Origin of the sequence: Hymenobacter aerophilus DSM 13606 (assembly GCF_000382225.1) — a bacterium.
Lineage (GTDB): Bacteria > Bacteroidota > Bacteroidia > Cytophagales > Hymenobacteraceae > Hymenobacter > Hymenobacter aerophilus.
On the sequence record NZ_KB907810.1, the window covers coordinates 95,136 to 112,906 of the forward strand.

Here is a 17,771-nt window from a genome sequence, read left to right on the forward strand (position 1 = left end):
TCTGATAGCACTTAATTTTTCAATCTAATGAAAGACTCCGCTAAGAAAGACCAGCCCGGCAACGCCGCCGATATGGTAGCGGACGGCGCCGGCTCGGCCGCCCAGCAAACCGATTCGCAGGCCACGGCCGATGCCAACCCCGAAGCCGCCATTCCCGAAAGCACCCAGGAAAACATGGGCGACGGCGCGGGCATCCGCGGCGGCTACGGCAACAGCGACCAAACCAACGGCCTGGAAGGCAACGCCGGAACCCCGGAGGCCAAATAGCCGGCTACGCACTCCGCAAGCCAATGGCACAACAACAACGAGTACCCCGGGGCCTGGCTTCGGGGTACTCGTTTTTATGTCTACTAAGCCCGCCGCTTTTTCACAGTGCCAGCCCCAGCTGCTGGCCTACCTGGTCTTCCTGGCTTTCGAGGGTGGAGAGGGTGATGCCCAGCAGCCGCACGCCCAGCGGCACGGGCAGCAGCGCCAGTAGCAGTTCGTGGGCCAGGCGCTCGGCCTGCTCGCGGTGCTGCAGGGGCGCAAACAGCGTGCGGCTGCGGGTTATCTGCTGGAAATCGGCATACTTGACTTTGAGCGTGAGCGTGCGGCCGCGCACGCCCAGCCGCTCGGCGTGGCCCCAGGTGGTGGCCAGGCAGGGCACGAGGCGGGCCCACAGGTCGTCGTAGCTGGTCAGGTCGTGCTCGAAGGTGGTTTCGTTGCCGATGGATTTGCGCACCCGGTCGGGCCGCACGGGTCGCGGGTCCTGGGCCCGGGCAATGAGGTAGTAGTGCCCGCCGGCCTTGCCGAAATGCTGGCGCAGAAAGGCCTCCGACTGCTGCCGCAAATCGAGGCCCGAGAAGATGCCGAGCTGGTTGAGCCGCGCCGCTGTGGCCGGCCCGATGCCGTGAAACTCGCCCACCCGCAGCTGTTCCACAAACGCCAGCCCCTGCTCGGGCCGGATGACAAACTGGCCGTTGGGCTTGCGGTAATCGGAGGCCAGCTTGGCCAGAAACTTATTGTAGCTGATGCCCGCCGAGGCCGTGAGGTTGGTTTTTAGCAGGATTTCGGCCCGGATTTCGCGCGCCACCTGGCTGGCCAGCGCCACGCCCTTCAGGTTCTCGGTCACATCGAGGTAGGCCTCATCCAGCGAAAGCGGCTCAATCAGCGGCGTGTACTCGGCGAAAATGGCCCGAATCTGCCGCGACACTTCCTTGTACACCTCGAAGCGCGGCTTCACGAACACCAGCTCGGGGCAGCGCCGCCGCGCCAGCGCCGACGACATGGCCGAGCGCACCCCAAACTGCCGGGCCTCGTAGGAGGCCGCCGCCACCACGCCCCGCTCGCGCGAGCCGCCCACCGCCACCGGCCGCCCCCGCAGCTCGGGCTGGTCGCGCTGCTCCACGGAGGCGTAAAACGCATCCATGTCGAGGTGAATAATCTTGCGGTTTTCGGCGGCGGGCTCCACTGGGGCAAAGATAACCAGCCGCGCGACGCCTCCCCACTATTCCCAGGGCTGAAGCCCTGGGCTAGTCAGCCGTTGGAGTAACGCGCCTGACACACGCAGATATGCCCTCAATAGCCCAGGGTTTCAACCCTGGGACCCGGCACGCCTACGCCCTCAATCCTGCACCGGCTCCAGCGGGGGCAGGGCGGCGGCCGGGGCCGGCTTGGGCTTGCGGCTCACCAGGAAAACGCCCAGGAAAATCAGCAGGCCCTGGCCGGCGCGGTCCCAGGTGAGGTGGTCCTTGCCCAGGCTTACGGCAATAAGCACGGCCAGCGCCGGCTGCAGGTAGATGTAGGCCCCCAGCAGGGCGGGCGAGGCGTATTTGAGGGCCCAGTTGTTGAGCAGGTAGGCCATAATCGTGACGCACACCACCATGTAGGCCACGGCCAGCCAGATGCCGGGCGGAAAGCTGGCGTAATCGGCCGTGGTGGCCTGCTGCCAGCCGGCGGGCACCGCCAGCACCGCCCCCACCAGAAAGATGCGCTTGAGCACCGTAAACGGGTGGTATTTGCGCATCAGCGGCATCACAATCACCAGGTAAATGCCAAACGAGGTGGCGTTGAGCAGGATGTAGATGTCGCCCAGCAGCTCGCTGGGGGCGCCCGCCGCCACCGGGCCGCGGCTCAGGATGATGCTGGCCGCGCCCAGGCCGGCCACGGCCACGCCCAGCACCCGGCGCAGCGTCAGCTTCTCGCTCAGCAGCCACGCCGAAGCCAGCACCGTCACGACCGGCGCAATGGTCTGGATAAGCGAGGCGTTGATGGGCGAGGTCAGGTTGAGGCCCGAGAAGAACAGCAGCTGGTTCAGGCCGATGCCCATTATGCCACTCAGCACCGATCGCAGGTTGTCGGCGCGGCCCGTTATGCGGTCGTGGGGGGCGGCCAGGCGGTGGGCCACCGCGAAGAACAGCGTGGCGCCCACAATCCGCATCAGCACCAGCCCGAACGGGCCCATGTAGCGCGGCATCACGTCTTTAGAGATACTGTAGTTGGCCGCGTAAATCAGGGCCACCACAAACAGGGCCGCGTGGACCTTAACGGAAGTTTTCATTTCTTTTTAGCTTCAAGCCGCAAGCTACAAGCTGCAAGCCCGGCAAACGGTTGCGTCGAGGACGCCAGCCGGATGTAGAGACGCAACCCATTGCGTCTCGGCGTTGCTGACGTTGTTATTCGTGGCTATTCGGGCGCCGGCCGTTCAACGCCGAGACGCAATGGGTTGCGTCTCTACACCCGGGCATCCTCCCGCCCAAAGCTTGTAGCTTGCAGCCTGAAGCTTGTAGCTTAAAGAAATGACTGGTTCCCTGTTCGATTCCGACCCCTCCCCAAAGGCCCGCCAACCCGCCCCGCCACCCGCCAATGCCCCGCTGGCCGAGCGGATGCGGCCCCGCACGCTCGAAGACTACGCGGGCCAGCAGCACCTTATCGGGCCCGAGGGCGTGTTGCGGCGCTATTTGAGCGCCGGGCGGCTGCCCTCGCTGATTTTATGGGGGCCGCCGGGCGTGGGCAAAACCACGCTGGCCAACCTGCTGGCCGCCGAGTTGGGCAAGCCCTTCGCGTCGCTGAGCGCCGTGAATGCCGGTGTGAAGGACGTGCGCGAGGTAATCGAGCGGGCCAAGAAGCAGCCGGGCACCATTTTGTTTATTGATGAAATCCACCGCTTCAGCAAAAGCCAGCAGGATGCGCTGCTCGGGGCCGTAGAGCAGGGCGTAGTCACGCTCATCGGGGCCACCACCGAAAACCCGTCGTTTGAGGTGATTCCGGCCGTGCTGAGCCGCTCGCAGGTGTACGTGCTGGAGCCGCTGGGCAAGGACGTGCTCACGGGCCTCGTGGATAAAGCCCTGGCCGAAGACGAAGTGCTCCGGCAGAAAAACGTGCGCGTGCAGGACTACAACGCCCTGCTCACCATCTCGGGCGGCGACGCGCGCAAGCTGCTCAACCTGCTCGACATCGTGGTGGAAGCCACCCGGCCCGACCCCAAAACCGGCGAAATTGTGCTGACGGACGCGGGTGTGCAGCAGCTGGCCCAGCAGCACCTGGCCCGCTACGACAAGGGCGGCGAGATGCACTACGACGTCATTTCGGCCTTCATCAAGAGCATCCGCGGCTCCGACCCCAACGCCGCGCTCTACTACCTGGCCGTGATGCTCGAAGGCGGTGAGGACGTCAAGTTCATTGCCCGCCGCCTGCTCATCCTGGCCTCCGAAGACGTGGGCCTGGCCAACCCCAACGCCCTGATACTGGCCCAGAGCTGCTTCCAGGCCGTCACGGTGATTGGGATGCCCGAGTCGGATATCATTCTGGGCCAGACGGTGGTGTACCTGGCTACTTCGCCCAAGAGCAACGCCAGCTACAAGGCCATCCGGGCGGCGCGGGCCCTCGTGCGCCAGCAGGGCGTGCAGCCCGTGCCGCTGGCCCTGCGCAACGCCCCTACCAAGCTCATGAAGGAGCTGGATTACGGTAGCCAGTACCAGTACTCGCACGATTTCCCCGGCCACTTCGCCTACCAGGAGTTCCTGCCCGACGCCCTCAGCGGCACCACCTTCTACCAGCCCGCCGACAACCCCGCCGAAACCAAGGCCCGCGAGCGGCTACGGGCGCTGTGGGGCGAGAAGTACGGCATGTAGAGACGCCTATTTGCGTCTCATCGTTGAACGGCCGCGTTATAGCGGTTTCGCTCACCGATGAGCGGGCCGGGCACACCCGTGGCTTCCAAAGCTGCCGCGACACTGCTTTCTACAAAGCCAAAACACCTTCCATCACAGGCAAAACACCTTCCGATTAATCGAAAACACCCCCTGACCAACCGGAAACACCCTCCACCAGAAGCAAAACACCTTCGGTCGGCAGGAAAACACCTCCCAACTAATCGAAAACACTTCCTCTCAGAAGCGAAACACCTTCCAACAGAAGCAAAATACCTCCTGGGTGAAGCAAAACACTCCGTGTGCAATGGAGGTGCAATGCTTACTTCTGCGCTGTTGCGGCTGCCAAACGGGCCGTTGGTTGAATAGCCGGCGGCGCGGCTGATATCCACTTACATTTGTTAGCAGACCTAACCTGCTTCAATTACTTTCATGCGACAGTTCTTTAAATACGTGCTGGCGACCATCGTCGGCGTTATCATCCTGAGCATCGTCAGCACGCTGCTGCTGCTGGTGCTGATTGCCGGGCTGGCCTCGTCGGACAAAACCGTGACGGTGGCCAAAAACTCGGTGCTGGAGCTCAAGCTCAATGCGCCGATTGGTGAGCGGGGCTTCGAGAACCCGCTGGCCGGCTTCACGGGCGGGCAGGCCAGCACGTTGGGGTTGCACGAGCTGAAAACGGCCCTGCGCCGCGCCACCAAAGACGATGATATCAAGGGTATCTTCCTGAACCTGGAGCTGGTGCAGGGCGGTATGGCCTCGCTGGAGGAAATCCGCCACGAGCTGCTGGCGTTTAAAAAGAGCGGCAAGTTCATCGTCAGCTACGCCGATGCGCAGTCGGAAAAGAGCTACTACCTGGCCTCGGTGGCCGATAAGCTCTACCTCAACCCCCAGGGCACGCTCGAATTCAACGGCCTGAGCTCGGAGCCGACTTACTTCAAAAACCTGTTCGACAAGCTGGGCGTGCAGGTGCAGATTTTCCGGGTGGGCACCTACAAGAGCGCCGTGGAGCCCTACTTCCGCACCAGCATGTCGGACTCGGCCCGGCTGCAGACCTCGACCTTCCTCAACTCGCTCAACAACGCCATGCTGGCCGACGTGGCCGCCAGCCGCAACATCGCCCCGGCCCGCCTCAAAGTCATTTCCGACTCGATGCTGGTGCACAACGCCGACGACGCCAAGCGCCTGCAACTGGTCACCGACCTAGGCTACTACGACCAGGCCACCGACTACATGAAGGGCAAGCTGGGCCTGAAAAAAGACGCCAAGCTCAGCCTGCTCGACCTGGGCGACTATGCCAAAAACAACGACAAGGAGCTGGGCTCCGGCTCCGATAAAATTGCCGTGGTGTACGCTGAGGGCGATATTGTGACCGGCAAGGGCGGCAACTCCAGCATCGGCAGCACCCGCTTCGCCGAGGCCATCCGCAAGGCGCGCCTCGACAAGAACGTGAAGGCCGTGGTGCTGCGCATCAACTCGCCCGGCGGCTCGTCGCTGGCTTCCGACATCATTTACCGCGAGGTAATGCTGACCAAGAAAGTGAAGCCTGTCATTGCCAGCATGTCGGACGTGGCGGCCTCGGGCGGCTACTTCATCGCCATGGGTTGCGACACCATCGTGGCCCACCCCACCACCATTACCGGCTCGATTGGCGTGTTCGGGGTGCTACCCAACCTGGGGCCGTTTCTGAGCGACAAAATCGGCATCACCACCGACCGCGTAACCACCGGCCACTTCTCCGACTTCCCGACCGTAACGCGCGCCCTCACGCCCTACGAAACCCAGCAGTTCCAGGCGGAAATCAACCGCATCTACGCCGACTTCACTACCAAAGCCGCCGCCGGCCGCAACATGCCCGTCGAGCGCCTGCGCCGGTTTGCCTCGGGCCGCGTTTGGTCGGGCACCGATGCCAAGGCCCGCGGCCTCGTCGACGTGCTGGGCTCGATGGACGACGCGCTGGCCATTGCCGCCCGCCGCGCCAAGCTGAAAGAGGGCGACTACCGCATCCAGCAGCTGCCCCGCCAGAAAACGTTTGCCGAGGAAATCTTCAGCTCCTTCGGCGAAGAAGCCCGCCTGCGGGCCGTGAAGGAGGAGATGGGCCCGTTCTACCCCATGTACGTGCAGTACAAGCAGCTCTCGGAAATGCGCGGCGCCCAGGCCCGCCTGCCCTTCGAGTTGAACGTGCGGTAAGGCGAGCCGTTGATTAAAGCTGTCATCCTGAGCGCAGCGAAGGACCTATACAGAAGCCAACGTCAAACATTAGCTTCCGTATAGGTCCTTCGCTGCGCTCAGGATGACAGCTTTTTTGCCGGAACTTGCTCCCGGATACGAACAACGAAAACCCAACAACCAAAAACCAGCATGCAAGACCTTCGCGAAGCCACTGCTTACCTTCAGAATACCTTACAAGACTTCCGCCCCGAGGCGGGCATCATTCTGGGCACCGGCCTGGGGGCGCTGGCCGATGAAATCGAGGTGCAGCACCGCTTCAGTTACGCCGATATTCCGCACTTCCCGGTTTCGACCGTCGAGAGCCACGCCGGCGAGCTGCTGGCCGGCACGCTGGCGGGCAAAAAGGTGCTCGTGATGCGTGGCCGGTTTCACTTCTACGAGGGCTACAGCATGGAGCAGGTGGTGTTCCCGGTGCGCGTAATGAAGCTGCTGGGCATCCGCAACCTGGTGGTGAGCAACGCCGCCGGTGGCCTCAACCCCGAGTACGACTACGCCGACCTGATGCTGCTCGAAGACCATATCAACCTGCAGCCCACCAACCCGCTCGTGGGCAAAAACCACGACGAGCTGGGCCCGCGCTTCCCCGACATGCTGGAGCCCTACGACCTGCGCCTGCTGGCCCTGGCCGAAGAAGCCGCCCTCGACCTCGGCCTGACCCAGTACCTGCGCCGCGGCGTGTACGCCAGCCTGCCCGGCCCCATGCTCGAAACGCCCGCCGAGTACCGCTACCTGCGCACCATCGGCGCCGATGCCGTGGGCATGAGCACGGTGCCCGAGGTAATTGCCGCCGTGCACATGGGTCTGCCCGTACTGGCCGTGTCGGTCATCACCGACCTGTGCGCCCCCGGCAAGCTCAAAAAAGTCAACATCGCCGACATTCTGGCCACCGCCGCCGTAGCTGAACCCCGCCTCACGGCCCTTATTAAGGCGCTGCTGGCGAAGCTGTAAGGACTTTAGGGACTTGGGGACTGAGGGGTTGGGTTAACGGGTTATCATCCTGAGCGCAGCGAAGGACCTATAAAGGACCTATCCAGAGGGTAACATCAAACAATAGCCTCTGTATAAGTCCTTCGCAAGCTCAGGATGACAGGCGGCCAGCTCAGTCCCTCAGTCCCTAAAAGCCTCACCGCACCGTTTTGAAAAAGTACGTCTCAGTCTGCCCGGTTTTATCGGGGCGGATGAGGAAAAGCGACTCCTGGCTGACACTCTCCACGGTGTAGTTCTGCAGGTCGCCTTTGTGGTCGATGAGGTTAAGCTGGCGGTTATCGGAACCGGCGAGTTTCCAGGTGCCGGCCGTTTCCGAGTCGTCGCTGAGCAGGATGCGGCGGTAGCTGCCGTCGGCGACAAAGCGCAACGCAAACCGGTCTTTGATGGCGTCGGCCCTGGTAATCTGGCCGGCAGCAACATACTCGCTCAAGTACCAAGTGCTGGCTCTAGTGAGAGTTGTAGCCGTTACTGGCTCACGGGGTGGCTGAACACAGCAGTCAACTTTCTCGTCGCAGCTGCCCAGCGTGAGGGTCAGCGCCGCCAGGGCTGGGAATAGAAAGCGTTTCATAGAAAATTAGTGGAGTGAAAACTGCCTCCAGGAGTGCGGCTGGCCAGGCAAAGGTTGCAGCGGTGCGCTACTTCACTTCACAATTAGCTGGCGGCGCTGGTAGCTGAGCACGGTGAACACGCCCAGCCCGCCCTCGACGGTGCTCTTGATGGCCGAGGGCTGGCCGAAGGGGTTGCCGTTGGCGCTGCGTGCGTTCTGCACCGACTGCAGGAAATCGTAGTACGGCCGGTTGAGGTGGTAGAGGCTAACGACGAGCGTATCGTTGGGCCGGAAATCGTAGCCCGTGCCCAGCGTGTACTCGATGCCGTTGTTGAGGCGGTCCTCAATCACGTAGTCCACTTCCGGCTCCTTGTTCACGCGGCGCCGATGAATCTGCATCCGGTAGAAATCGGCGGGCGTTTGCGGGTCCTGGAAGCGCACGAGCACGTAGGCCTTGCGCTCGGCCTCGGGTTTGTCGTTGAACACCCATTCCACGGTGTCGATGGGCACCAGCACGGGCACCGTGGCCGTGCCGGTTACGCGGCGGCCCTTGGTGTCGGTAAGCTCCAGGTCAAATGTCTGGCCGGGCTGGGCCACCAGCGGGCGCAGCCCCACGTGGGTGTAGGCTTTGCCGGTGCGCTCATCGAAGGCGGGCGCAAACTTAAGCACCTCGCGCCGGCCATCGGGCAGCGTGAGCGTGGCCGTAACGTCGGTGGGCACTGCGGGCGTGGGCGCGGCCAGGTAGTCTACCGATTCGGTGACGGTGAGGCGCGGCACCCGGCCGTTTTCGAGGTAGGCTTCCACCACCAGCTGGGCCGGGTAGGCGGGCAGCTCCACGTCAATTTCCTTCTGCAGCCCGCAGCCCGCCAGCCCCGCGCCGCCCAGCAGCCCGGCCGCCAGGCCCGCGGCCTGCACCGTGCGCCGGCTGGCGGCCGAAATCCGCGAAATCAACCCAATGCGTACCATTCGCGCTTAAAATTTAAAGTTGTAGGTCACCGACGGAATCACCGGAAACAACGACACCTGCCGGGCCCGGTAGCGCACCACCTGCTCGGTCTGCTCGTCCTTCACCTGGTCGAAATACACGAAGTAGGGGTTGCGGCGGTTGTAGGCGTTATAAACGCTGAAGGTCAAATCTGACTCCGTGAACCAGCGCGTGGGCTTCATTTGCCACACCAGGCCCAGGTCGAGGCGGTTGTAGGGGGCCAGCCGGTAGGTGTTGCGCTGCGGGTAGATGGGCACGGCCGAGGTTTCGGCGCCGTACACATCCTGAAAGCCGAAGCGGCCCAGCGGCAGCGTGGTGGCCTGGCCCGAGCTGTACACGAACGAGCCCGAGAGCTTCACCCGCTCCGACAGGCTATGAATAACCACGGCCGTCAGGTTGTGGCGCCGGTCGTAGTTGGGGTAGAAGGTGTCGCCGTTGTTGATGCCCGAGGTGCCGCGCTGGGGCGGGAAGCGCCGCTTGGTCCAGGCCAGCGTGTAGCCCAGCCAGCCGGTGGTGCGGCCCTGCTTTTTCTCCAGGTAGATTTCGTTGCCATACGCCCAGCCCTTGCCGAACAGAAAGTCCGAGTCGAGGTCGGGATTGACGAACAGCTGGGCGCCGTCCTTGAAGTCAATCTGGCGCTGGGCCCACTTGTAGTACAGCTCGTTGGTGATGAGGTAGCGCCCGTCGCCGAGCAGCCAGCTCACACCGCCGGCCACCTGCTGGCTGCGCTGGGGCCGCACCGACTCGCGCGAGGGGTACCAGATATCAGTGGGCAGCGAGGCGCCCGAATTGGTTACCAGATGCACGTACTGGTACATGAGCGCGTAGCTGCCCTTCACCGACACGGTGGGCGACACCGCATAGCGCACCGCCGCCCGCGGCTCCAGCCCGCCGTGCTGCCGGCCGCCCGACTGGAACCCCGAGGCCCGCAAACCGGCCTCAAACTGCCACTTCTCGCTCGGCTTGTACACATCCGACAAGTACGCGGCCGCTTCCTGCCCGAAATAGGTAATGTCGGAGCCCAGATTCAGGCGGCCGTCGCCGGAGCCTGCCCGCAGCCGGCCGGTTCCGAAGCGGTGGGCCGTGGCCGTGAGGCCCGCCCGCAGCGTGTGTTGCTCGTTGGGCCGGTAATCGAGGTCGGAGCGCAGGTTCAGGTCCTGGATATCGGAGGCCAGGTTGAAGGAAAACTGGTCGAGCTTGTTGCTGATGTCGTACTTGTAGCCGGTATAGGAGGCGGTGGTGTTCAGAAACAGCCGCGGGCTGAACACGTGACTCCAGCGCAGCGCCGCCACCCGGTTGCCCCAGCTGAAATCGAAGTTGAAGCCCTGGCCCGAGCCGAAGCTGAACACGTCGTTGCCGAAATAGCCGCTCAGAAACAGCTCGTCCCGGTCGCCCAGCTTGTAATTGGCCTTGGCGTTGAAATCGTAGAAGTAGTAATCCGGAATCGGGTTGAAGTCGGGGTCGCTCTTATTAAGGTTGTTGATCTGGCGCGTGAACACGTCGAAGTAGGTGCGGCGGCCGGCCACCAGAAACGCACCCTTGCCTTTCTTGATCGGTCCCTCCATCGTCAGGCGCGACGAAATCAGCCCCAGCCCGCCACTAACCCCGATTTTGTCGGGGTTGCCGGGCCGCAGCTTCACATCGACCACCGACGAAAGCCGCCCGCCGTACTGCGCCGGAAACCCGCCCTTGTACAGGTCCACCGACTGCACGGCATCGGGGTTGAACACCGAAAACAGCCCGAACAGGTGGCTGGGGTTGTACACCAGCGCATCGTCGAGCAGCACCAGGTTCTGGTCGGCCGAGCCGCCGCGCACGAACAGGCCGCTGGTGCCCTCGCCGCCGTTCTGCACGCCGGGCTTGAGCTGCAGGGTTTTCAGAATATCGACTTCGCCGAACAGGGCGGGCAGCAGCCTGGCTTCCTTGGCCGTGAGGCGCTCCACGCTCATCTGGGTGGTTTGCAGCTTTTGCTCCAGCGTGCCGCTGCCCTGCACCAGCACCTCGCCCAGCTCGTTGCCGGCCTCGGCCAGCTGGAAGTTCTGGCGCTGGTCGCGGGTCAGGTTCAGGTCGCGGCTCAGGCTTTGGAAACCGATAAACGACACGACTACCTGGTAGCGGCCGGCGGGCAGCTCCAGCCGGTAAGCCCCGGTGGCGTCGGCGGTGGCGCCCAGGCCCAGCGCGGGCACGGCCACGGTGGCGCCGGGCAGCGTTTCGCCGGTCCCGGCCGCCTTCACCAGTCCACTAAGCGCGTACCGAACCTGCGCCTGCGCCGCCGCGGGCAGCAGTAGCGAGGCCACAAAAAAGAGCCCGAAGGCGAACCGTAAATTCATTTAAATCAGCCGTGCAGGAGCGCGCAAAGGTACGCCCACGAGGGGCAAACCCGCCCGCTGGCCTATTGTTGCCCCCGCCGGTTACGGCTGCCTGTTATGGCTGCGGCCGGCCACCGGCCCGGCTACTTCAGCACGCCCTGCACGGCCTGGCTGATTTGGGCGGCGGGCACCACGCCGGCCTGCCGCCACACCGGCTGGCCCTGATGAAACAGAATCAGGGTCGGAATGCTCTGCACCCGAAACTGCTGGGCCGCCGCCTGGTTTTTGTCGACGTCAATCTTGATAACTTTCAATTTTCCCTGGTGCTGGCTGGCCACCTGCTCCAGGATGGGCGCCATGCTCTTGCAGGGCCCGCACCAGTCGGCGTAGAAATCAACCAGAACCGGCATACCGGGGCTGTTAATAAGCTCGGAAAACGACTTCTTAGGCATTGCAAAAGCGGTAAAGGATGGAGCCCGCCCGATACCGGACGGCTCCTGTCTGTACGGAGCCATACAGCAAAAAGTGGCGCCCCCAGGCGGGCCGCACGCAAAAAGCCCGGTGTGGCAACACCGGGCTTCAAGGGGCTGAGAAGGCAGACGGACGAATCTGCCGGCGGGTTACTGCTTGGTTATCAGATTGACATCGTTGGCTACTTCGGCGAAGCTGAAGCTGCCGCCCACCACTTTTTTGCCGTTCACCTGGCACTCCCAGGTGTAGGTGCCGGGAGCCGCCGTGCCGGCCTCGCCGGAAGACGCCTTGAAGTAGTCGGCCTCGGTGGCCAACGAAGGATACACCACGTCGATGCCGTTCTGGCCCTTCTCAATCTCCTTCACCAGCGAGTAGGTTTTGCCGTTGCGCTGGTTTACGACGATAAACTTGGCCGAATAAGCGCCCAACTGGCCGAATTTATCCACTACGCCCAGCTTAACAAAGGCTTCGGTAGATACCAGCCAGGTCTGGGCCTTGGCCTGCGAGGGCGAGAACAAGCCCAGCATCAGCAGCAGGGCAGTAGCCGGCAACAGCCGGCGCAACGCAAAATCAAAAGTAGAAAGACGCATAGAACGCGGTTAAAAAATGAAATGTGTCAGTGAGAAGGCGCGCCGAGCGTTTCAGTTCAAGTGAAACCCCCGGATAATCTCCGGGTATATAGACTAGGCGTAATCAAATATAAATCATATTCGGAAGACTTCTACAAGCTTTTAGCATTTATTTTATTCTGATGGTATTAAAATTCGAAAAAATGGACAGTAAAAGTTAAGGTGTCGAAAACGTGTCCGGGCGGCCGGGCTTGGTGGTTGATTCCGAATAGTGAAGGTGCCCGTTCACCCCAAGTCGGGCAGGACGCTAGCGGTACCAACAGCGCCGCCGGAACCGGTACCGGGGCGGCCCGGTTCTGAAGTGAAAGAATCCTGACTACTCGTTCTATTATTATGGCTACAGTTCCCGATTCGGCAGACCAAGCGCCCGGTGGCACCCAGTGCGCGCTGTGCGAGCGGGAAGTGCAGCGCACCTCGCGCCACCACCTGGTGCCGCGCGAGGAAGGCGGCCGCCACGGCCCCGTCGCCGACCTGTGCCAGCCCTGCCACAGCACCATTCATCTGCTGCTCGACAACAAAACCCTGGCCCGCCGCTACGCCAGCATCGAGCAGCTGCGCACCGCCGAGGAGCTGCAGAAATACCTGCACTGGATTCGCCGCAGCCGGGTGGAGCGCATCAGCAACCGCCGGGGCCGGCGGTAATAGAGTGAGAGAAGTAAGAGAAGAACGTCATTCAGAGCGCAGCGAGGAATCTCGCATGAATCGTTGAACCTTTGCCACAATATCAGTAAGCGAGATTCTTCGCTGCGCTCTGAATGACGTTCTTTTCTCACTTCTAACTTCTCACCTCTAGACTCTATAACCTCCTCACTCAACATGTCGCGATACTTTGTTCCGTTTCAGCAGCTGCGCCGGCAGCCGACTATTGTGGTGGACAGCACGGGGCTGGGCGCGGTGCTCACGCTGGCGCACTGGCGCGGGGCGGCTACGCCCGAGGCGCTGCGCGACGATACCAGCGCCGGCTCGGCCCTGCGCGCTCTGCACTTGCCCGCCACGCCCGGCTTGGAGGCCCGCGCCGTTACGGCCAACCACTTCGATATCGACGGGTTTGTGGGCGTGTGGGCGCTGCTGAACCCCGAGCTGGCGTTGCGCCACGAAACGCTGCTGCGGCTTGTAGCCACGCTCGGCGACTTTCGCGAAATCGACTGGCAGCACCCGCTCGCCGACCACGCCCTGCAGCTGGTGTGCTGGCTGAATGCCGAGGAAAAGGCTCGTTTCTACGAACCGTTCGGGGCCCCGGCCCGGCGCCGGCGCGAGGATGAGGCGTCGGCCGAGAAGTTCGCCTGGTTTCTGCCCCGGTTCGCGGAGCTGCTGAAAAACCCGGCGGCTGGCCGCGCCGCCTGGGAGGCCGAGTTTGCGCGCGTGAAAGCGGCCGTGGCCGTGGTGCAGAGCCCTGCCACCACCGTGCGCCGCTACCCCGCCATCGGGCTGACGGTGGTGCAGACGCCCGAGCCGCTGCCGTATTACGCCCTGTTCGCCCCCAGCCTCGGCACCGATATGGTGCTGAGCCTTTACGACGGCCGGCGCTACGAATTCGAGTACAAGTACACCACCTGGATTGACCTGGAAAGTCGCCCCACGCTGCCCCGGCTGCCCCTCGCGCCCTTAGCCGACCGCCTCAACGCCCTCGAAACCACCCCGCGCCGCTGGACCCACGAAGGCATCACCGACACCGGCCCGCTGCTGCGCCTCAGCGGCCGCACCCTCAGCAAGCCCCAGCGCTACGCCGACCCCGATCAGCGGCCGATTTACACCTCCTCCATCGCGCCTGATGTGCTGGAGCGGGAGGTGGTGGCATTTTTCGCGGCCGGGTATGCGGGCATTGAGCCAAAGTGCTACTGGAGCTGGCCGGAAGTGAAGGCGGCAGGGAAGGAGTGAGTTGGTAGGTTGGAAACACACTGTCATTCTGAGCGAAGCGAAGAATCTCGCGTGCAGTAGTAATCCTGCTGTCAGGAGCTACTGTGGCACGCGAGATTCTTCGCTTCGCTCAGAATGACGTTCATTTTCTAACCTCTAACCTCTAACCTCTAACCCCCTCACTCCCCAAACCCCAGCACCTGCAGGGAGCTAACGCCGCCGGTGCCTTTGCGGACGTTGATTTGGGTGCTCACACGCTCTTTGAGGGCTTCGACGTGGGAGATGATGCCGATGGTTTTGCCGGTGCCCTGCAGCATTTCGAGGGCCGAAAGGGCTACGTCGAGCGTGTCGGGGTCGAGCGTACCGAAACCTTCGTCGATGAAAAGCGTGTCGATTTGGGTGCGGCGGCCGGCCAGCTCCGAGAGGCCCAGCGCCAGCGCCAGGCTCACCAGAAAACTTTCGCCGCCCGACAGCGAGTTCATCGGCCGGATGGCCCCGGCCTGGTAGTCGTCCTGGATGAGCAGGTCGAGGTGCTGCTCGGCGTGGCGCAGGATGCGGTAACGGTCGGTGAAGCGGTGCAGGTGGCGGTTGGCTAAATCCACGAGGCGAGCCAGCGTGAGGCCCTGGGCAAACTCGCTGAATTTCTTGCCGTCGGCCGAGCCGATGAGCTCGGCGAGGTGGCGCCAGCGGCGGGCCTGCTGCTGCTGCTTTTCGAGGGCTTCGGCCAGCTCGGCGTGGCGCTGCTGACCCGTGCGGTGGGCACCCAGCCGCTCCTGGCGCTGGCCCAGCTGTTGGTTGAGCGTGGCCAACTGCCCGGTAACGGTGGTTAATTGCTGGGTTGTGTGCTCGGGCGCATCGGTGGTGAGGGCGCGGGCGGCCTGCTGCTCCAGTTCGGCGCTGGTGTCGGTCAGCAGCAACGCCACCAGGGCCGTATCGTCCTCGTGGCGGCGTAGCTGGGTTTGGAGGGCAGCGGCTTCGGATTCGGGCAGCAGCAGGGGGGGCAGCGCGGCCGGGTCGGGGGCGAGGCCGGCGGCTTCGAGGGCCGCGGTGAGGGCCGCGTGGCGCTGGTCGTGGGCCAGCTGCTGAGCGGCGGCGTCCTGCTCGCGCTGGCGTAGCTGGTCGGCAGCCACCGTCAGGGCCGTATCGTGCTGGCGGAACTGCTCGTCGGCCTGCTCGCGGTGCCGGGTAGCTTCCTGCAGCGCCTGTTCCAGCGCGCGGCGTACGGCGGCAACATCGGGCTGGGGCAACAGGGCCTGGCGCTCGGCTTTCTGCTGCTCGATGGCCGCGTTCTGGTCGATGAGGCCCTGCTTGTTTTCCCGGAGCCAGCCCCTGATTTGCTGCTCGTCGCGGCTGAACTTTTCTATCAGCGCCTGACCTATTTCCGCGTCCTTATTCGCCTTATTGAACTCGGCTTGCCGGGCCTGGAACTCGGCTTCGAGCGTCCGCAGCCGGGCTTGCAGCGCCGCCCCGTTTTCGCCGGTAAAGGCCAGCCCGAAGTTCTGCAGCAGGCTTTCCAGCTGCTGGCGCACCGTCGGGAGCTGCTCGCCAAGGTCGGCCAGCTCCTGTTGCGTGGCCTGGGCGTCGAGGCGCACATCAGCCTGGGCGGCGTGGGCTGCCTGCTGCTCCGACAGCGCCTGCGCCAGCTGCTTTTCGGTGGCCGCGCGCTGCTCGCCCAGTTCGCGGAGCTGCTGCGCCAGCGCCCGGCTTTCGGCGGGCAGCGCTTCTTCGCGAGTGGGCGTTACGAGGTGCAGCGGCGCATCAGCCGCTACCCGCCCGGCGTCGCCGCCGGCGTTTTCGAGCACGCTCAGGAAGGTGCTGAGGCGGTTGACGCGGGCGTTGAGGGCGTGGGCCTGCTGGGTGAGGCTTTCGGCCTGCGCCTGATCCTGGGCCAGCGCTGCATCAGTCAGGCCGAGTATGCCGGCCGCGTAGGGGTGCTCCAGGGCGCCGCACAGCGGGCAGGGCTGGTGGGGCTGCAGCTGCTGGCGGGCTTCCTCGTGGCTCAGAATCAGCTGCCGGGCCTGCACCAGCTGGCGGTGGGTTTCGCGGTGGGTTTCGGTGGCGGCCAGCTCGTGGCGCAAGGTCTGCACATGGTGGTGCAGCAGGCGCAGCAGCTCGTCGCGGGTGGCGGCGGCCAGGCGGGTTTGCTGCTCGTTGGCATCGAGCTGCCGGCGGGCCTGGCGGGCGGTGTCGGCGGCGGTTTGCTCGGCGGCGGCCAGCGTCTGGAGCCGTTGGGTGAGCACCTGCTGCCGCTTTCCGGCCTGGCCGAGCTGTTCGCGCAGCCGGTCCCAGTCCTGCACCAGCCCCGTGAAAGCGGCAAACACCTCCACCATCTCGGCGCGGCGGCCGTGCTGCCGCAGCCAGTCGGCGGCGCTGGCCAGCTGCTCGCGGGCCTGCGCGGTGCGGGCGGTGGTGGCGGCTAGCTCGGCGCTCAGGCGCTTACACGCCTCGTTGCGCTGGTCGTACTCCCGGCGGCGGCCATCCAGCTCCCGGGTTTGCTGGGCAATAGCCTGGTCGAGCTGTTCGGCGGCCCGCAGTTGGGGTTCCTGCGTTTCGCGGGCCTGGGCGGCAGCATCGTGGCGCTGGCGGGCGGCGCGGTGGGCCGTTTCGGCGGTGGCGCGGCGCTCCTGCAACTGGGGCAGCTGGCGGCGCAGGTGTTCGGCTTCGGCCTGCAGGCTCGCCAGCTGCCCGGCGGCCTGCCGCAGCAGGGCCAGATCGGGGGCGAAGGGTTGGGCCCGCTGATGAGCCGCCAGCCGCTGGCGCAGCGGGGCCAGCGTCCCGGCCTGAGCGGCAAGCTGCCGTTGGCGCAACTCGGCGCCGAGTAGCTTTTGCTGCAAATCGTGCAGGAGCTGGTGCCAGCGCTGCATGTCGCGCAGCTGCTCCTGGCGGGCGCCGGCTTCGGTTAGCTGGCGGGTCAGGTCGGCGGCTTCCTCTTCCAGAAAAGCCACTTCTTCGGGCGAGAGCAACGCCACGCCGCTCAGGCCCTGGCGCAGCTGCTCTACCTGCTGGGTTTCGTGCTTGGCCCGCTCGAAGGCCGCCCGCGAGATGTCGGAATACTTTTTGGTGTCGGTGATTTTCTCCAGCAGCTGGGCCCGCTCGCCGGCCGGCGCCTTCAGAAACCGCGTGAAGTCGCCCTGGGCCAGCAGCACCGAGCGCAGAAACTGCTTGTATTCGAGGCCGCTCAGCTCGGCCACCCGCAGCGGTACCTTCGATTTATAGGTTTCCAGAAACTCCCAAGTCTCTGCGCCGTCGGTGGCCTCTTTCTGCTCGCTGAGCTCCATTTTGGGGTCCTGGAGGTTGGCCCCGGCACGCTTGCGGGCGCGGTACTGGCCCCACTTGCTGCGGTACTGCCGGCCGTTCACCTCAAACTCCACCTCGGCCCAGCTCTCGCCCGTGCCGTGGCTCATGGCGTGCTCGGGGCCGGTGGTTTCGTGGCGGGGTACCTGCCCGTAGAGGGCCAGCGTGATGGCGTCGAGGATGGTGGTTTTGCCCGCCCCGGTGGCCCCGGTAATGGCAAACAAACCAGCATCGGCCAGCGGAGCCCGGCTGAAATCCACCAAATGCTCGCCGCGCAAAGAGTTGAGGTTGAGGAAGCGGACGCGGAGAATTTTCATGCGGAAGCGGGTG

14 protein-coding genes are annotated in these 17,771 nt (G+C 64.2%); 6 read left to right on the forward strand and 8 right to left on the reverse strand.

Features of this window, described 5'->3' with window-relative positions; genetic code table 11:
• The first annotated feature begins 27 nt into the window (after window positions 1–27).
• Window positions 28–267, forward strand: coding sequence for a hypothetical protein (locus H145_RS0110030; RefSeq protein WP_019948015.1), 240 nt, complete (start codon window positions 28–30; stop codon window positions 265–267).
• 100 nt (window positions 268–367) lie between these two features.
• Here H145_RS0110030 and dinB read toward each other — a convergent pair whose 3' ends face one another.
• Entirely contained in the window at window positions 368–1,450 is a 1,083-nt protein-coding gene (gene dinB / locus H145_RS0110035; RefSeq protein ID WP_019948016.1) for a DNA polymerase IV, read from the reverse strand.
• A 153-nt stretch (window positions 1,451–1,603) separates the two neighbouring features.
• Complete coding sequence (locus H145_RS0110040) at window positions 1,604–2,539, reverse strand: DMT family transporter (protein WP_019948017.1); 936 nt, start codon at window positions 2,537–2,539, stop codon at window positions 1,604–1,606.
• A gap of 325 nt (window positions 2,540–2,864) precedes the next feature.
• Here H145_RS0110040 and H145_RS0110045 point away from each other — a divergent pair, with 325 nt between their 5' ends.
• The 3 genes from H145_RS0110045 to H145_RS0110055 all read left to right on the forward strand — a co-directional run bounded on the left by H145_RS0110045 (window position 2,865) and on the right by H145_RS0110055 (window position 7,310).
• Window positions 2,865–4,112, forward strand: a complete 1,248-nt coding sequence (locus tag H145_RS0110045; protein ID WP_033426117.1) for a replication-associated recombination protein A — start codon at window positions 2,865–2,867, stop codon at window positions 4,110–4,112.
• 450 nt (window positions 4,113–4,562) lie between these two features.
• Window positions 4,563–6,320 carry a signal peptide peptidase SppA gene (gene sppA, locus H145_RS0110050; RefSeq protein ID WP_019948019.1) on the forward strand — a complete coding sequence of 586 codons (1,758 nt, stop codon included), beginning with the start codon at window positions 4,563–4,565 and terminating at the stop codon, window positions 6,318–6,320.
• A 171-nt stretch (window positions 6,321–6,491) separates the two neighbouring features.
• Entirely contained in the window at window positions 6,492–7,310 is an 819-nt protein-coding gene (locus tag H145_RS0110055) for a purine-nucleoside phosphorylase (RefSeq protein ID WP_019948020.1), read from the forward strand.
• A gap of 175 nt (window positions 7,311–7,485) precedes the next feature.
• Here the strand turns inward: H145_RS0110055 and H145_RS0110060 are convergent, their stop codons facing one another.
• The 5 genes from H145_RS0110060 to H145_RS0110080 all read right to left on the reverse strand — a co-directional run bounded on the left by H145_RS0110060 (window position 7,486) and on the right by H145_RS0110080 (window position 12,251).
• Window positions 7,486–7,917 carry a hypothetical protein gene (locus H145_RS0110060; protein WP_157541431.1) on the reverse strand — a complete coding sequence of 144 codons (432 nt, stop codon included), beginning with the start codon at window positions 7,915–7,917 and terminating at the stop codon, window positions 7,486–7,488.
• Between the two features lie 72 nt (window positions 7,918–7,989).
• Complete coding sequence (locus tag H145_RS0110065) at window positions 7,990–8,862, reverse strand: DUF4249 domain-containing protein (protein ID WP_019948022.1); 873 nt, start codon at window positions 8,860–8,862, stop codon at window positions 7,990–7,992.
• Between the two features lie 6 nt (window positions 8,863–8,868).
• A complete protein-coding gene (locus H145_RS0110070; RefSeq protein ID WP_019948023.1) occupies window positions 8,869–11,211 on the reverse strand; it encodes a TonB-dependent receptor in 2,343 nt (780 codons plus the stop codon).
• Between the two features lie 122 nt (window positions 11,212–11,333).
• On the reverse strand, window positions 11,334–11,705 hold the full coding sequence (gene trxA, locus H145_RS0110075) for a thioredoxin (RefSeq protein ID WP_083937754.1): 372 nt from the start codon (window positions 11,703–11,705) through the stop codon (window positions 11,334–11,336).
• 105 nt (window positions 11,706–11,810) lie between these two features.
• Window positions 11,811–12,251, reverse strand: coding sequence for a hypothetical protein (locus H145_RS0110080; RefSeq protein ID WP_157541433.1), 441 nt, complete (start codon window positions 12,249–12,251; stop codon window positions 11,811–11,813).
• A 372-nt stretch (window positions 12,252–12,623) separates the two neighbouring features.
• On the opposite strand from H145_RS0110080, the gene H145_RS0110085 reads away from it, so the two are divergent.
• Together H145_RS0110085 and H145_RS0110090 are read left to right on the forward strand one after the other, a co-directional pair.
• On the forward strand, window positions 12,624–12,932 hold the full coding sequence (locus H145_RS0110085) for a sulfotransferase family protein (RefSeq protein WP_019948026.1): 309 nt from the start codon (window positions 12,624–12,626) through the stop codon (window positions 12,930–12,932).
• A gap of 174 nt (window positions 12,933–13,106) precedes the next feature.
• Window positions 13,107–14,168 (forward strand): DUF6687 family protein, encoded by a 1,062-nt coding sequence (locus H145_RS0110090; protein ID WP_019948027.1) that lies wholly within the window; start codon window positions 13,107–13,109, stop codon window positions 14,166–14,168.
• A gap of 158 nt (window positions 14,169–14,326) precedes the next feature.
• Here the strand turns inward: H145_RS0110090 and H145_RS0110095 are convergent, their stop codons facing one another.
• The gene (locus tag H145_RS0110095; RefSeq protein WP_019948028.1) at window positions 14,327–17,758 is read right to left on the reverse strand and encodes an AAA family ATPase; all 3,432 of its coding nucleotides are present in this window, start codon (window positions 17,756–17,758) and stop codon (window positions 14,327–14,329) included.
• Window positions 17,759–17,771 lie beyond the last annotated feature (13 nt).

Bases quoted from the DNA above. Each gene is read 5' to 3' on its own strand.
- H145_RS0110060 (WP_157541431.1), bottom strand. From the start codon at position 7,917: ATGAAACGCTTTCTATTCCCAGCCCTGGCGGCGCTGACCCTCACGCTG.
- H145_RS0110090 (WP_019948027.1), top strand. From the start codon at position 13,107: ATGTCGCGATACTTTGTTCCGTTTCAGCAGCTGCGCCGGCAGCCGACT.
- H145_RS0110065 (WP_019948022.1), bottom strand. From the start codon at position 8,862: ATGGTACGCATTGGGTTGATTTCGCGGATTTCGGCCGCCAGCCGGCGC.
- sppA (WP_019948019.1), top strand. From the start codon at position 4,563: ATGCGACAGTTCTTTAAATACGTGCTGGCGACCATCGTCGGCGTTATC.
- trxA (WP_083937754.1), bottom strand. From the start codon at position 11,705: ATGGCTCCGTACAGACAGGAGCCGTCCGGTATCGGGCGGGCTCCATCC.
- H145_RS0110040 (WP_019948017.1), bottom strand. From the start codon at position 2,539: ATGAAAACTTCCGTTAAGGTCCACGCGGCCCTGTTTGTGGTGGCCCTG.
- H145_RS0110045 (WP_033426117.1), top strand. From the start codon at position 2,865: ATGCGGCCCCGCACGCTCGAAGACTACGCGGGCCAGCAGCACCTTATC.
- H145_RS0110095 (WP_019948028.1), bottom strand. From the start codon at position 17,758: ATGAAAATTCTCCGCGTCCGCTTCCTCAACCTCAACTCTTTGCGCGGC.
- H145_RS0110030 (WP_019948015.1), top strand. From the start codon at position 28: ATGAAAGACTCCGCTAAGAAAGACCAGCCCGGCAACGCCGCCGATATG.
- H145_RS0110080 (WP_157541433.1), bottom strand. From the start codon at position 12,251: ATGCGTCTTTCTACTTTTGATTTTGCGTTGCGCCGGCTGTTGCCGGCT.
- H145_RS0110070 (WP_019948023.1), bottom strand. From the start codon at position 11,211: ATGAATTTACGGTTCGCCTTCGGGCTCTTTTTTGTGGCCTCGCTACTG.
- H145_RS0110085 (WP_019948026.1), top strand. From the start codon at position 12,624: ATGGCTACAGTTCCCGATTCGGCAGACCAAGCGCCCGGTGGCACCCAG.
- H145_RS0110055 (WP_019948020.1), top strand. From the start codon at position 6,492: ATGCAAGACCTTCGCGAAGCCACTGCTTACCTTCAGAATACCTTACAA.